A 13861-nucleotide genomic window follows, 5' to 3' on the forward strand; every position below is an offset into this window, starting at 1 on the left:
AATCGATCGAAAGGCTTCAAACTATTGAGATTTCCAACTAAACAACGAAATGATAAGGTGGGGTTGAGCCTATGCTAGGATTACCAAGAGGGGAAGTTTTTTTAGTTCCTTGGTCTGCTGAATGGGGTAAAGATTTTGAAAGAGAAAAGAAACGAATAGTAGAGGTCATTGGTCAGTACACGGTGAATGTGCATCATATTGGAAGTACAGCAATAAATGGTTTGAGTGCAAAACCCATTATTGATATTGCGATTGAAATAGATCATTTTCTTGACGGGACACAGTGCGTAACAGCTTTGCAAGGGCTTGGTTATTCATATAGAGGAACCAATGTATTACCTGAAAGACACTATTTCAAGAAAGGAGAACCACGTACACACCAAATCCATATGTATCAAACAGGCAATAGATATTTACTTGAACAGTTAAATTTCAGGGATTATTTAAGAAGTAACGAATTAGTGAGAAATGAGTACGAGCAGCTCAAACTGAACCTATCAAGTTTAAATAAAAAAGACAAACACAAATATGCCGAGGGAAAAACTAACTTTGTTCAGTCGATTTTAGAGAGAATTTAGATAAAGATTTCTTTTCGCGCTGAAAAAAACTGATTTTATGCACAAAGGATTGAACATAGCTAAATGAACGTTTCATCATTAAATCCCTGTTTTATTTGTGTCACTATATCACGTTTAGTGCTCTTTTAAATCCTAAATTGCAATTATTTCCGAATCGTGTTACAATAAGAATAATTATTTTTGTTCGGCGTAAAGGATAGCATGAAGAAAGACTTTTCGTCTTGAGGATACTTTGGGCAAGGATAGTATAATACATTGTGTGATAACGCACTAGGAGGCAACAAACATGGAACAAGGTACAGTAAAATGGTTTAACGCAGAAAAAGGTTTTGGATTTATCGAACGTGAAGAAGGAGACGATGTATTCGTACATTTCTCAGCTATCCAAGGTGACGGATTCAAATCTTTAGACGAAGGTCAAAAAGTAACTTTTGACGTAGAGCAAGGTTCTCGTGGAGCTCAAGCTGCTAACGTTCAAAAAACTGCTTAATCTTCATTTTTTTAAAACAGGTTCTCTGTAGAGAGCCTGTTTTTTTGTGCTTTCATTTATTTCTTCAATAAAAAACCCTACTCAGCGTACAAGTAGGGAGATGTTACAAGGTAATCGTAAAAAAATTCATGCTTCAAAGGTTTATCAACAGTATAGCATATTGGATTTACAATATGCGGAATTTATCTAAATAAATTCTTTTTTCTTTCATTAATTGAAGGGTGGGTCGTTTCGTAGAGAACATGGATTCAAAAATGGTGAGGGATGCCCAAAAGAGGGCAGAGTTCTTAACAGAAACTTTTGATTTGCTTTTCTGTAATCCCTTTGATGACTTCTAATTCACTTAGCAAAAATTCATGGGCATCATCTAGCATTTTCTTTTCACTTGCATTTAGTGCTTTCTCTTTCTTCATCCGCATTAGGTCACGTACAACTTCAGCACCGTCTTGGATGTTACCTGTTTTTATTTTGTTTGTATTAATTGTATGACGTTCTTTCCATGTCAGTATTTGATCTGATTTGCCATGCTGGAAAATGTGCATCACATTGTTTAATGCCAGTATATCTGTAACAGGTCTAATACGTGAACCAGACATTTTTCGTGTTGGAATCATCACTTTCATATGACTGATTGACATTTTAATCACATAATACTGTTGTTTTTCATCAGAAAATTCTTTTTCTTCTATGGCTTCAATTATACCTGCTCCGTGCATTGGATAAACAATGTTATCACCAATTTGAAACATATCATCCGCCTCCATATCATGTATCTACTTTAAGGGTACCACACTTCAACGTAAAATAATCAAATTTTTAATAATAACATGTTTATTTATTTTTTGTCAATAAATTTAGTTCTAAAAAAAGAGAGATTTTTTCATGAAAAATTCGGATGATTTTTCAACATATCCTCAAGAATCCTCAATACAAGAAAAACAGAATATCCACCATTAAAAAAGACCAGCCATTGCGCTGGTCTTTCCAAATAGAATTCGATCATAATGTCGAAATATCAATCACAAACCGATAACGCACATCACTTTTCAGCACACGTTCATACGCTTCATCCACTTGACTTGCGTTAATCACTTCAATTTGTGGTGCGATATTGTGAGCAGCTGCGAAATCGAGCATTTCTTGTGTTTCTTGGATGCCGCCAACGAGTGAACCAGCGATGCTGCGGCGCCCGGTGATTAATGAAAAGACATGGAACTGATCTGGCTCAGGTGGTGCACCGACATTCACCAAGGTTCCGTCCACGCGAAGTAAGGACAAATAGGCGTCTACATTGATATTAGCAGAGACCGTATTGAGAATGAGGTCATATTGGCCGGCTAATGTTTTAAAAGTATCGGGATCACTTGTAGCAAAATAGTCTTTTGCACCAAATGACAGGGCTTCTTCCTTTTTATTCATAGAGCGGCTCAATACTGTGACTTCAGCGCCAAGTGCACGTGCGAATTGAATGGCCACATGACCGAGCCCACCCATCCCGACGATGGCCACTTTTTTACCCGGGCCTGCCTTCCAGTGCTTTAACGGAGAATAAGTTGTGATGCCAGCACAGAGAAGAGGACTTGCGGCATCAAGGGATAATTGATCTGGAATGCTGACGACAAAGCGTTCTGTCACGACAATCTTCTGACTATAGCCGCCATAAGTCGGTTCCCCGTCATAATCGAGGTTATTATAGGTTTGGACGACTCCTTTCGTGCAATATTGCTCGTCTCCGTTTTGGCAATATTCACAGATGCCGCAGGAATCCACAAAGCAGCCAACGCCTACACGGTCTCCAATCTGAAATTTCGTCACAGCATCACCGACAGCCGCAACAACTCCAGTAATCTCATGACCCGGAACCATTGGGAAAATACCGCCGCCCCATTCATCAAAGGCGCTGTGGATATCTGAATGACAGATCCCGCTAAATTGAATATCAATTAAAATATCATGTGGACGAAGCGCTCTTCGTTCAATGGTTGTCCGTTCAAAATTCGCTTTTGCATGTGAAACACTTAAAACGTTTGATTGGTGCGTCTGACACATTCTGGATCATCCTTTCAAAAGTAAGATTCTGTTCTACTTCTATACTGTACGTCTTAAAGTGAACTCTAAGTCAATAGAGAACCCTCTTCAGGCTTTTCAACATCCTTAAATAAAGAATTGAGCCAAATGCATCTTGCGTTCTCTATCAAATTGGAGATGATAAAAAGAAGGAATTTCATTTTTCATAAGGTGAGAGAAGAAGAGAAGGGTGAAAACAATGAAAATAGCACAAGCCGCCAAGCAGCTCGATTTATCTACTGCTACGCTCAGATACTACGAGAATATTGGATTAATTCGACCGATCCGTCGTGATGAGAACGGTGTTCGTGATTATGCAGAAGAGGATATTCAGTGGATTGAATTTATCAAATGTATGAGAAATGCGGGTCTTTCAATTGATGCACTTCGAGAATATACGGCTTTATTTATCGAGGGCGAGGATCATACCCTGTCCTCGCGGAAAAGTATTTTGGTCAATGAGAGAGAAAGACTTGTAGAAAAGCAAAAGGAAATCGAAGAGACGATTAAGCGGTTAGATTACAAGATAGAAAGTTATGAAGATATTATCCACAGTTATGAACAAAAGCTCGTTCATCAACTAAAAACCAATTCCATGTGAATGAAGAAAAACCTGTGACAAGTCACAGGTTTTGTAATGTGGTTATCTTTTTGTGTAACGCACCCAGTCATAATGCGCGTGTAGTGGTGTAACACCGTTATAGGAGCCGAGCCATTCATCGACACCTGCACCATTCCACAGGTTCATCATAATCTTTCCTGGGGTTTGAGGGATTTGAGTAGTGGCAGTATGTTTTAATTGTCCGTCTACATACCATTTAATCGAGTTTGGCTGCCAGTCAAATGCATACGTGTGATAAGAGTTTGCTGCATCAAAACCAAGGTTGACGATCTTTTCATGATTTCCTACACCATTGGTATAGTAGTTAAACTGAACCTTTGTCGTATCTTTTCCTAGAAATTCGATGTCAATTTCATCCCAAGGCGTACCATCAGTCGGTCCTGTATAAGTAAAGAACGAAGACACGATCCCAACATTTTTGGCTGGTTTCATGCTGACTTCATAAAGCCCGTAGCCATATGTTTGAGTGGAACGATTTTCTCCGCAGTCAAACTTATTATAGGAAGGACTTGTGAGCGATAACCGCATTTCCCCTAACGACGTCATGGAGACATTGTTTGCACGCCACGTACAGTTAAACATGTTTCCATTCGAGTACCCATCTGCTTTTTGCCATAACCCCGTATTATAGTTGTTAAAAGGCTCATAAAACGACCCGCCTGTTTGGGCCGAGGCACCCGCAGTAAATGTGGATAAACTCAAGACGATTCCAGTGACAAGCAGCATCAACATTCGTTTCACACGGTAAGACATGTAGGCATTCCCCTCTCTTATTTTGAAAGCGTTTTCTTAATTGATCATACATGATTCTCTCAAAATGGAAAATCGGTCTAATATATGATATTAAAGAGGATAGTTTACTAGACTCTTCTATTTTTTATAGGAAGTTATGAAAGAAAATGATCTTTTTCAGGCTATTTACTAAAGAATGATTGACAAAGCGGACAGTTGTCCGTAAGATAATACCGGTACAATTGTCCTAATGAAAACCAAAAAGTTTTGATTGAACACATAGAGAGAAGTGCAATATGGATGAAGGTAAAGAAGGTGAAGCATCATGGAAAAGGATATTGGGAAGGAAATTGAAGAGGTCGCTTTTACTTTGTTTCAGGAATTTGGTGTGGAAAATGTCAGCATGCATAAAATTGCCAAAACAGCTGGTGTTGGGCAGGGTACTCTTTACCGCCGTTATGCCAATAAAAGTGATTTGTGCCTTTCGATCCTTGGAGAAAAATTTGAACAGCTGATCCCTGCTTTGCATCTTTACTTGAGTAAAATCAGTGACCAGCCGGTTCGTGAACGTTTGCGTTATGTGCTCGAAGAAATTCATCTCATCGTCGGTCATCATTTAGACTGGATTCGGATGCTTACGATATCTGGGAATTTAGAGCAGACAAGCAAAGTGTATGACTGTCATTACAGTCAATCGCTTAGGCAAATGATTCGTGATTTGCTGGAAGAAGCAGATGAAAAAGGGGAAGCGAACATACAGGATATTGAGCTGACGACACTTTGTATGTCCTCTCCGATGACACCTGAACTGATGTTTTATATTCATGAATCTGGTTATTCAATCGAAAAAATCGCTCAATTCGCTGCAGAAAAACAGATTTTGTCTGTTTTCAATAGACATTGAAGTGGCTCATTTCTGACCGTTCTCACTTCCTATGCTTGATTTAAATTGAAAAAAGAAAAGGAGCCAACCTACTATGAACAAACAGCAAGCAGCAGCTTCTCATATTCGAACGCTGCCCATTATTATCTCATTTATCACAGCCGGTTTTATTGGCCTGTTTAGTGAAACGGCACTAAATATGGCGCTGAGAAGCTTAACGTTAGACTTTGGAATTGAAGCGACGACAGCTCAGTGGCTGACAACAGGATATTTATTAACACTTGGTATTCTCGTGCCAATTTCAGGACTCATTCTTCAATGGTTTACAACAAGACAGCTTTTCATGACGTCGCTCGTCTTTTCGATCATTGGAACTTTTATCGCAGCAGTTGCGCCAGTCTTTAGTATTTTAATGGTGGCACGTGTCGTACAGGCAGTCGGTACAGCATTGCTTCTTCCATTGATGTTCAATACGATTTTGGTAATCATCCCGCCTCATAAACGAGGCAGATCGATGGGGATTATAGGTCTTGTGATCATGTTTGCACCAGCTGTTGGTCCAACAGTCTCTGGTCTTATTTTGAAATCGCTGACTTGGCATTGGATTTTCTGGATTTCACTTCCGCTATTAATAGCTGCACTCGTCTTTGGTTTTATCTTTATGCAAAATATTACTGAGCCAACAAGACCGAAAATCGACATCTTATCGATTGTGCTTTCAACCATTGGTTTCGGAGGAATTGTCTATGGCTTTAGTAGCGCCGGTGAAGGCGGCGGCTGGAGCAGTATGCATGTGATCGTGGCAATTGTAGTAGGTGTCATTGGGATTCTTGTATTCTCTCTCAGACAGTTGAATATGAAGGAACCGATGCTGAACTTAAGCCCGTTTAAATATCCGATGTTTGTCATTGGGTTACTGCTGATCTTAGTGTGTATGATGGTGATGCTGTCTGCTATGATGATTTTGCCATTGTATTTGCAAACATCCTTGGCACTCACGACCTTTACAGCAGGTTTAATGCTATTGCCAGGTGGAATTATCAACGGTCTGCTATCTCCAATCATGGGTGGTTTATTTGATAAGTTTGGACCGAAATGGCTTGTGATTCCAGGGCTTGCGATCGTCGCAGCGACGATGTTAGGTTTTACCAATCTAAGTGTGAATACATCGATTGGGTACATTGTGACTCTTCATATTACATTAATGGTCGGAATCGCGATGATCATGATGCCTGCGCAAACAAATGGATTAAATCAGCTGCCGCCAGAGCTATATCCGCATGGTACAGCGATTATGAATACATTGCAGCAGGTGTCAGGAGCCATTGGTACTGCGGTCGGTATTTCCATCCTGTCATCAGGAACCCGCAGCTTTATGGAAAATGTGGCTGATCCCTCAAATCCGATGAATCAGCTGCTCGCCTTTACAAATGGCGTCCAGCATGCATTTATCTTTGCTGTGATCATGACCGTCATTGGTCTAATTATCGCTTTCTTCATTAAACGAGTGAAGGTAGAGCAGCAAGTTTCATAAAATAGATGAAAAGCACTGAGGACTTAGCGCCGCAGTGCTTTTTTTATTTGTCCAATGCTTGTTTCAAATAGGGCGAAAATGGGGAGATAGATAAAAAGTGAACCAAAGAGAATGTGCCGCTGATTCAGTAGAAGGAAAAGAGGAAAAAGAAACGAATGAGTTAAGAAGAAATGATTACGATAGGAGACTGAGATCATGAACTTACAAGAGCAAATCAAAATCGCTGCGTCTTTACGTCAACCAACTGAAGGTTCATTACCGAGTCAATCGGAACTAAAACCAGTTCATCCTCCTGAAGTGAACAAAATGGAATATGACATTCCAACAAGTGCTGGCGAAACAAAGGTATGGGTATTTAAGCCGGTCAACACATCAAAGCAGACGCTACCCGTTTTTGTAAATTTACATGGCGGAGGATTTATCCTAGGCAGTGCTGAAATGGATAACCACTGGTGTCCAGTTATTGCAGACAGGGCGCAATGTATCGTCGTCAATGTCGAGTATCAGCTTGCCCCAGAGCATCCATTCCCAGCCGCTCTTCATGAATGCTACGATGTCCTGAAGTGGCTGTATGAACACCCTGATGAGCTTCAAATAGACCCTAAAGCAATAGCTATTGGCGGACATAGCGCAGGAGGAAATTTGGCAACAGCTGCTTGTCTCTTAAATATCCAAAAAGGGAACCAACTCCCGATTGTCTATCAAGTGCTTGATTATCCGCCACTTGATTTAGCCACTGATCCAGCACAAAAGCCAGCATTTGAAGAAGCGATCCCTGTTGAAATGGCGAGGCTCTTTAATGCCTTCTATCTGCAAGGCCAAGATCCGCACAATCCGCTCGTTTCTCCGATCTTTGCCGATCGCTCATCCTTGGCTCAAATGCCACCAGCTCTCGTGATCACAGCTGAAAGAGATTCGCTAGCTCAAGAAGCCGAACAATATGCGGAGAAGTTAAAAGAAGCAGGGGTAGATGTCACGTACAGACAGTTTAAAGGAGTCCCTCACGCCTTCACGCATGCCGGAGATTTAGAAATAGCTGAAGAGGCTTGGCATCTGATGAGTGATCAATTGAAGAAGGCGTTTGAAAAAATGTCATAATGGTTTCTCTTCAAAATAGGAAAAGCACAGGTGTAACCTGTGCTTTTTACTTCTGTTGTGATTTGATTATTTTCTTTATTTCGTTCTAATGCTATTGGTAAAAGCTTTTCTATCATGCTTAACCTGTAATGTTTTTTGTGCATTTTGATTTAGTCTATCCACTAATGCATCAAGCGATTTACCTTCAAATGATGAAAAAAGTGTTAAATATGTCTGAGCAATAGTTTTTGTTGATGCTGCTAGTTTTGTCGCTTTTGTAATATCTGATTTTAATGAGTTTATATCAGTTTTTGCTTGTGCTTTTAACTGTCTTTTTAGTTCATTTTGTTGTTGCACTTTTTTTATCATTTCTAATTCAGCGTTCATATCAGGCACTAATTATGACCTCCTATAACCTCAGCCATCTAGCTAATTCTTTATCTTTTTGTGTGAGATTTTCTGCCATTTTTACAATGAATTCGGTTATCTCTTCTAGATCCTGAATCATATAATGCAATGAAGCTTCAAATTTGTATTGCTCCTCTTTATCATAAAAAAGTGGTGTTCCTTTATCAATATACGGAGCTATTTCTAATAGGGCTTGATCGACGTCATTTGGCCCAAGTTGTTCAAATTGATCTAGTTTACTCTTAAATTGATTTGAAAGATTGTAAGTTGTTAAACTGTGTTCTTTTGGAAATGCTTCTACTTCTTTTTTTACGTTCTTCAACTCTTCTAATGCTAAAGTCAGTTGTTCAGCTAATCTTTTTGCAACAGCCTGATTTACTTTTATTGTTTGACCATCCATATCAGCATAAGAGGTCATTGTTTCTAAGTCACGATTATATACATCCTTACTTCCATTGATATTGATGATATTACCATTCTGATCAAATTTGAAATTAGACTCGCTTATAGCATGGGTGTCATCAATTCCAAGTGCTTGCATGATAAAGTCGGCTGCAATCGGTATAAGCGTACCAGACAAAGCAGTAGCTTTTAAACGTTTGTGTCTCTTTAGTCTTGCATCAGATGGATCTTTTGTATAAATCGTTGTTCCATTGTGTCGCTCATATTCAAGTCCCCATCCAGCACCAACCATGTCATCTGGGTTAATGATAGACTTATTCATTGCTCTGAAATCACCATTTTTTATTCTCTGTTGAGTTTCTTTGTCATGAAGCTTTACAATAGATGGATTATTGAATCCAACTGAATAGACACCGTTAATCACTCCTGCATAATCAGCCTCTGCTCCACCTAGTGAATGACCAGTAGCTGATATAACTGTATTGCCACCAGCGTACTGTCTTTTTACTTCTTTAACGAGCTGATCAGATTGATCGAATTGAGAGGTTTTAGTGATGAGTTTGTATTCACCGCTATTAAGCATAGCTTCTTGCCCTGGAGAACCAGTATATTTCGAAATGGTTTTAGTATAATCTTTAGTCTCGTTTTTAACGATATAGGGTGTTTTAGTTTTAGTTTGTAGCCCTGCAACTACGTTTCCTCCATCAGCTTTTATCACATCTTGAACAAGTTGATTTTTTGGATCAGTGCCAGCGAAAGCTACGACAACGTTGTTAGGTGTATTTGTTTTAATCCATTTACCATTCTTTTTTTTTGCTTGAACTAAAACTATAGCATCAAGTCCTGTATCTTGATCTTTTGCAATTTTATCTATAAACCAATAAGAATGTTCATTAACCTTTAAAGGCTTATTTATTTCTTTATGTAATGAAATTGTTTTATCATTATAAGCTAGACCGCTTAATCTAAAGTACTCTTCATCTGATAGACTTGAGCGCTTTTGAGTCTCTTTCAAAATATATACAAATCCTTTCATTTTATGTAGAATTATATTAAAGGGTGATATTCAGTGAAAAAAACCATATTTATACTATTGGTGTTTATTATAGCAGTTGGAGGATTTATTATGAAGTTAGAATCCGATAAGAATGAGCGTGTAAAAGATAAAGAACAAACCTTAGTAATTGAAGCAAAGAACCATATGGAACAGTATATAAAAGAGGGATATCAATCTATTGAACAAATTGATTTCTCAAATGAATATAATATTGATCCAACTGGCGGAATAGAAGTAACAGGGTATTTAAATAATGATAGAAATAAAAAATTTTCTGGAATATATGATCCTACCAATAAAAAAATTGGTGTAGCTGTTGTCGATGCAGAAGAAAAATAAAATATTGTCATCGTTCCACAGTCGAGCAAAATAGTGAATAGGGGGATATCAAATGGGCTATACAGTCATTACAGGAGCAAGTTCAGGTATTGGATATGAGGCGGCACTAGCCTTTGCAGCACGAGGCAAAAACCTTATATTAGCTGCCCGCCGGCTCGAGAAACTCCAAGAACTGAAGAAAGAAATTCTTGATCAATATCCCGATATTAAAGTAAACATACAGTCTGTGGATTTAACCGACATGGAGCAAGTGTATACATTTTATGAATCATTGGCTGAGTATGAGCTCGACACCTTCATTAATAATGCAGGGTTCGGCCATTTCGGCTCGATTGGAGAGCAAGATTTAAGTAAAATTGGGGACATGCTTCACCTAAATATCGAAGCCTTAACAATTTTATCCACTTTATTTGTTCGTGATTATGAGCAAGTAGAAGGGGCTCAGCTGATCAACATTTCTTCAAGAGCGGGCTATACAGTCGTCGGCAATGCCGTCACCTATTCGGCCACGAAATTTTACGTGAGCGCCTTTACAGAAGGATTGGCACTAGAGTTGAAAGGAAAGGGAGCTAAGTTACAGGCGAAAATATTAGCACCTTCCGCAACAGAATCAGAATTTGCAAAGCGTTCATTAGATGTAGATCAATTCGAATATGAAGGCAATATCAAGAAATATCATACATCAAAAGAAATGGCAGCTTGTCTGCTTGAGCTGTATGACCATGAAAAAACAGTCGGTATTGTTGACGGTAAGACCTTTGATTTTGAATTGAAAGATCCGATTTTTTCACATGCGGGTTCAAGTATGAAATAGAAAAGACACATCACTGAGGGAAGATGCCCTCGGTGCTTTTTTTATGGCATGATTGATTAGTGTGTCAGCATATGTAGAAGAAGACCTCATCCGTTTTTTTCATATGTTCTTTGATAAAGCAAAGAATCAGAGACCCAGTAGATCAAACTGCTCATAATGATAATAGGTATAGATACTGAACTCCCAATACCATCGATCACAAAAAGCATGACAACCATTGCGATCAGTAAATAAGCAGCAAGATAAAGTGGATGGAAAGCCTTTGGCTGCAAAGAAAACAACAACTGCAAAGGAACCGCAAAGACGAAATAACAAACAAAAAAGATGGGAACGTAAAATACCATGAACGCAGGCACTCCCTGAATCGGTGGATAGAAGCATACGAACAGACTGAGTAAAATCGAACTAAGGAATAGTGTGATTAGGATTTTGTGAAATGATTGAAGCATTTGTAATAGATAGACTCCTTTTTTGTAAAATTTACTATAATTTATCATAAATTGATGATTTAGCATCGTTTTCTGTCATTCATTGAATAACCTCAATATTCTCTTTTTTAAAAGTGAATTTAGGTATTTAGATGTAAATAAATAATTAAGAACATGTCTTTTTTTCCTTTATTTGGTTCTGTATCTTTCGCCTCATGCTGATGAATGAAGGAATGGTATAAAGTAAATCCTATAGTAAGAGACCTAGCTTTGTATCCATCACATTTAAGAAAAGAGATGATCGAATGAACGTAACAAAATGGTTAGGTGCTGTCCTTCTTTCTGTTTTATTACTGTTGACAGCAGCTTGTGCCAATACAAGTACCCAAGAGAAAAATCATAGCGGAAACGAAACCGCATCTAAGGAATCCAAGGACAAAACGACAGCCGTAGAAACAGGGAATAAGTCCTTATCTAATATTAAGGTTTTAGCGACAGGCGGGACGATTGCCGGCAGCTCAGACAGTGATACAGATACGACAGGATATAAATCTGGTGCACTTGGTATCGATAAAGTCATTGCCTCAGTTCCTCAGCTTAAGGATATTGCAAACGTAACAGGTGAGCAGGTGGCGAATGTAGGCAGTGAAAATGTGGATGATGCTCTTCTTTTAAAATTAGCCAAACGAGTGAATAAACTCTTAAACGATGATCAAGTCGATGGGATTGTCATCACACATGGAACAGATACTCTTGAAGAGACCGCTTACTTTTTACATTTGGTTGTCAAAAGTGATAAACCAGTTGTAGTCGTTGGCTCAATGCGTCCAGCATCTGCTATCAGTGCGGATGGCCCGCTAAACTTGTATCATGCTGTGAAAATTGCATCCACAAAAGAAGCCAAAGGCAAAGGTGTCATGGTCACATTAAATGACCGAATTGCATCAGCTCGATTTATTACAAAAACAAACACGACGACAACCGATTCCTTCAAATCTCTTGAACATGGTTACATTGGAGAAGTTACTGGTGAAGTGGTTTCTTTTTATAACGAACCGATCAGAAAACATACGTCAGAAAGTGAATTTGATGTATCAAACATTAAGGAATTACCACAAGTCGATATTTTATATGGCTATCAAAATGATCAAAAATACATGTATGATGCAGCAGTAAAAGCAGGAGCGAAAGGGATAGTCGTTGCCGCAGCCGGCAATGGAACGATGTCAACTGAAGCCATCAAAGGGGCAACAGATGCCGTGAAGAAAGACGTGGTCCTCGTGAGATCGAGCCGTGCGGGGAATGGGATTGTGACCCATGAAAAAATGGATGATGAACATCACTTTGTCTCATCAGATTCATTGAATCCACAAAAAGCTCGCATTCTGCTTATGCTCGCTCTAACGAAGACAAAAGATCCAAGTAAAGTGCAGACATATTATGAAAAGTATTAATGAAGAAAGGGACCCGAAGCTTCGGGTCTTTTTTATGCGTGCTCCTGATGATGCCCTTTTGCACGTGTTTTTAAAGAGAGTAAAATATCTCGCCAAATATCGTCTACATCCGTAAGAAAATGTCCCGCTTCATCGATATAATAGGTTTTGACGTTTGGAATGCTAGGCGCCATTTTTTCTATTTCGGCAAACGGAGCCATCGAATCTTCTTTTCCATGCCATACATCAACAGGGATTTGTATATCCTTCATATCAAATGCCCACGGACGCGAGAGCAAATCTGGTTCACGAATACATTCATCCACCGATTGACGAGTGGCTTCGTGTAAATGTGTCATCATCATCTCTAATTGCTCATCGGTTTGAAGAAATTGACGGTCCCATGGATGTAAATGTTTGTTCCCATTTTTGGCCAGCTTCTTAAATTTTTCCGGATTGTTCTCAATCATTTTTTTCTGAGAACGGTAGCTTGCTTTCAATAACCAAGGGAACTTCTTACTGAGGAAAAAAGCCAATTTGTTTTCTTTGAGCATACTTTTAGGCGGTTTTCCGTCCTGAAATGGCGTTGTACTTGAAATCAGAGCGGCTGAAAGAACTCGATTCGGCAATTGATAAGCACAGCCAGCAGCGAATGCGCCGCCTCCAGATACACCCATCACTGAAAAATGGTGAATACCGAGATGATCTGCTACCTCTAGCACATCTTTTGCCCAATCTAAAATCGTGCGTTCAGGTTGAGGGGTAGATAAACCAAATCCTGGTCTGTCTAAACAGATGAGACGTACACCGAGCTCTTTAGAAATCGGGTCATCATCTAAAAACATCACTCTTGATCCAGGGGTTCCGTGAAAAAAGAATACTGGAAACCCTTCAAGATCCCCGTATTCACACAAACCAATATGACGTCCATCTTGTAAATGAATGCTATCCATATTTTCATCTCCTTAATAGTTTAATTAACTTAAATGTTGGAGAA

Annotated in this window: 16 protein-coding genes; 9 read left to right on the forward strand and 7 right to left on the reverse strand. The window is 39.1% G+C overall.

The window, feature by feature from the left end:
* Positions 1-71 precede the first annotated feature (71 nt).
* Both MHH68_RS02720 and MHH68_RS02725 read left to right on the forward strand, forming a co-directional pair.
* Complete coding sequence (locus MHH68_RS02720; protein WP_339165014.1) at positions 72-578, forward strand: GrpB family protein; 507 nt, start codon at positions 72-74, stop codon at positions 576-578.
* Between the two features lie 286 nt (positions 579-864).
* Positions 865-1068: a cold-shock protein gene (locus tag MHH68_RS02725; RefSeq protein ID WP_003214229.1), complete on the forward strand. Its 204-nt coding sequence runs from the start codon at positions 865-867 to the stop codon at positions 1066-1068.
* Between the two features lie 287 nt (positions 1069-1355).
* On the opposite strand, the gene MHH68_RS02730 is transcribed toward MHH68_RS02725, so the two are convergent.
* A complete protein-coding gene (locus MHH68_RS02730; protein WP_144463340.1) occupies positions 1356-1817 on the reverse strand; it encodes a CarD family transcriptional regulator in 462 nt (153 codons plus the stop codon).
* A gap of 250 nt (positions 1818-2067) precedes the next feature.
* Complete coding sequence (locus tag MHH68_RS02735; protein ID WP_058015409.1) at positions 2068-3117, reverse strand: NAD(P)-dependent alcohol dehydrogenase; 1050 nt, start codon at positions 3115-3117, stop codon at positions 2068-2070.
* Between the two features lie 217 nt (positions 3118-3334).
* Here MHH68_RS02735 and MHH68_RS02740 point away from each other — a divergent pair, with 217 nt between their 5' ends.
* Entirely contained in the window at positions 3335-3736 is a 402-nt protein-coding gene (locus MHH68_RS02740) for a MerR family transcriptional regulator (RefSeq protein ID WP_058015410.1), read from the forward strand.
* Positions 3737-3778: 42 nt separating this feature from the next.
* Here MHH68_RS02740 and MHH68_RS02745 read toward each other — a convergent pair whose 3' ends face one another.
* Positions 3779-4510 (reverse strand): glycoside hydrolase family 16 protein, encoded by a 732-nt coding sequence (locus MHH68_RS02745; protein ID WP_058015411.1) that lies wholly within the window; start codon positions 4508-4510, stop codon positions 3779-3781.
* Positions 4511-4814: 304 nt separating this feature from the next.
* On the opposite strand from MHH68_RS02745, the gene MHH68_RS02750 reads away from it, so the two are divergent.
* From MHH68_RS02750 to MHH68_RS02760, 3 genes are all read left to right on the forward strand, one after another.
* The gene (locus tag MHH68_RS02750) at positions 4815-5393 is read left to right on the forward strand and encodes a TetR/AcrR family transcriptional regulator (protein WP_180309513.1); all 579 of its coding nucleotides are present in this window, start codon (positions 4815-4817) and stop codon (positions 5391-5393) included.
* Positions 5394-5466: 73 nt separating this feature from the next.
* On the forward strand, positions 5467-6906 hold the full coding sequence (locus MHH68_RS02755; RefSeq protein WP_268497123.1) for a DHA2 family efflux MFS transporter permease subunit: 1440 nt from the start codon (positions 5467-5469) through the stop codon (positions 6904-6906).
* Positions 6907-7101: 195 nt separating this feature from the next.
* The gene (locus tag MHH68_RS02760; protein ID WP_339165021.1) at positions 7102-8004 is read left to right on the forward strand and encodes an alpha/beta hydrolase; all 903 of its coding nucleotides are present in this window, start codon (positions 7102-7104) and stop codon (positions 8002-8004) included.
* A 75-nt stretch (positions 8005-8079) separates the two neighbouring features.
* Here the strand turns inward: MHH68_RS02760 and MHH68_RS02765 are convergent, their stop codons facing one another.
* The gene (locus MHH68_RS02765) at positions 8080-8379 is read right to left on the reverse strand and encodes a hypothetical protein (RefSeq protein WP_058015415.1); all 300 of its coding nucleotides are present in this window, start codon (positions 8377-8379) and stop codon (positions 8080-8082) included.
* A gap of 13 nt (positions 8380-8392) precedes the next feature.
* The gene (locus MHH68_RS02770) at positions 8393-9808 is read right to left on the reverse strand and encodes a lipase (protein ID WP_339165023.1); all 1416 of its coding nucleotides are present in this window, start codon (positions 9806-9808) and stop codon (positions 8393-8395) included.
* Between the two features lie 54 nt (positions 9809-9862).
* On the opposite strand from MHH68_RS02770, the gene MHH68_RS02775 reads away from it, so the two are divergent.
* Complete coding sequence (locus MHH68_RS02775) at positions 9863-10189, forward strand: DUF1433 domain-containing protein (protein ID WP_244270776.1); 327 nt, start codon at positions 9863-9865, stop codon at positions 10187-10189.
* A 52-nt stretch (positions 10190-10241) separates the two neighbouring features.
* On the forward strand, positions 10242-11003 hold the full coding sequence (locus MHH68_RS02780) for an SDR family NAD(P)-dependent oxidoreductase (protein WP_339165026.1): 762 nt from the start codon (positions 10242-10244) through the stop codon (positions 11001-11003).
* Positions 11004-11089: 86 nt separating this feature from the next.
* Here the strand turns inward: MHH68_RS02780 and MHH68_RS02785 are convergent, their stop codons facing one another.
* The gene (locus MHH68_RS02785) at positions 11090-11518 is read right to left on the reverse strand and encodes a UPF0715 family protein (protein ID WP_339165028.1); all 429 of its coding nucleotides are present in this window, start codon (positions 11516-11518) and stop codon (positions 11090-11092) included.
* Positions 11519-11736: 218 nt separating this feature from the next.
* On the opposite strand from MHH68_RS02785, the gene MHH68_RS02790 reads away from it, so the two are divergent.
* Positions 11737-12885 (forward strand): type II asparaginase, encoded by a 1149-nt coding sequence (locus MHH68_RS02790; RefSeq protein WP_268467700.1) that lies wholly within the window; start codon positions 11737-11739, stop codon positions 12883-12885.
* A gap of 32 nt (positions 12886-12917) precedes the next feature.
* Here the strand turns inward: MHH68_RS02790 and MHH68_RS02795 are convergent, their stop codons facing one another.
* A complete protein-coding gene (locus tag MHH68_RS02795; RefSeq protein ID WP_339165031.1) occupies positions 12918-13817 on the reverse strand; it encodes an alpha/beta hydrolase in 900 nt (299 codons plus the stop codon).
* Positions 13818-13861 lie beyond the last annotated feature (44 nt).

Source organism: Bacillus sp. FSL K6-2841 (assembly GCF_037976435.1).
In the GTDB taxonomy this organism is placed as follows: domain Bacteria; phylum Bacillota; class Bacilli; order Bacillales; family Bacillaceae; genus Bacillus; species Bacillus pumilus.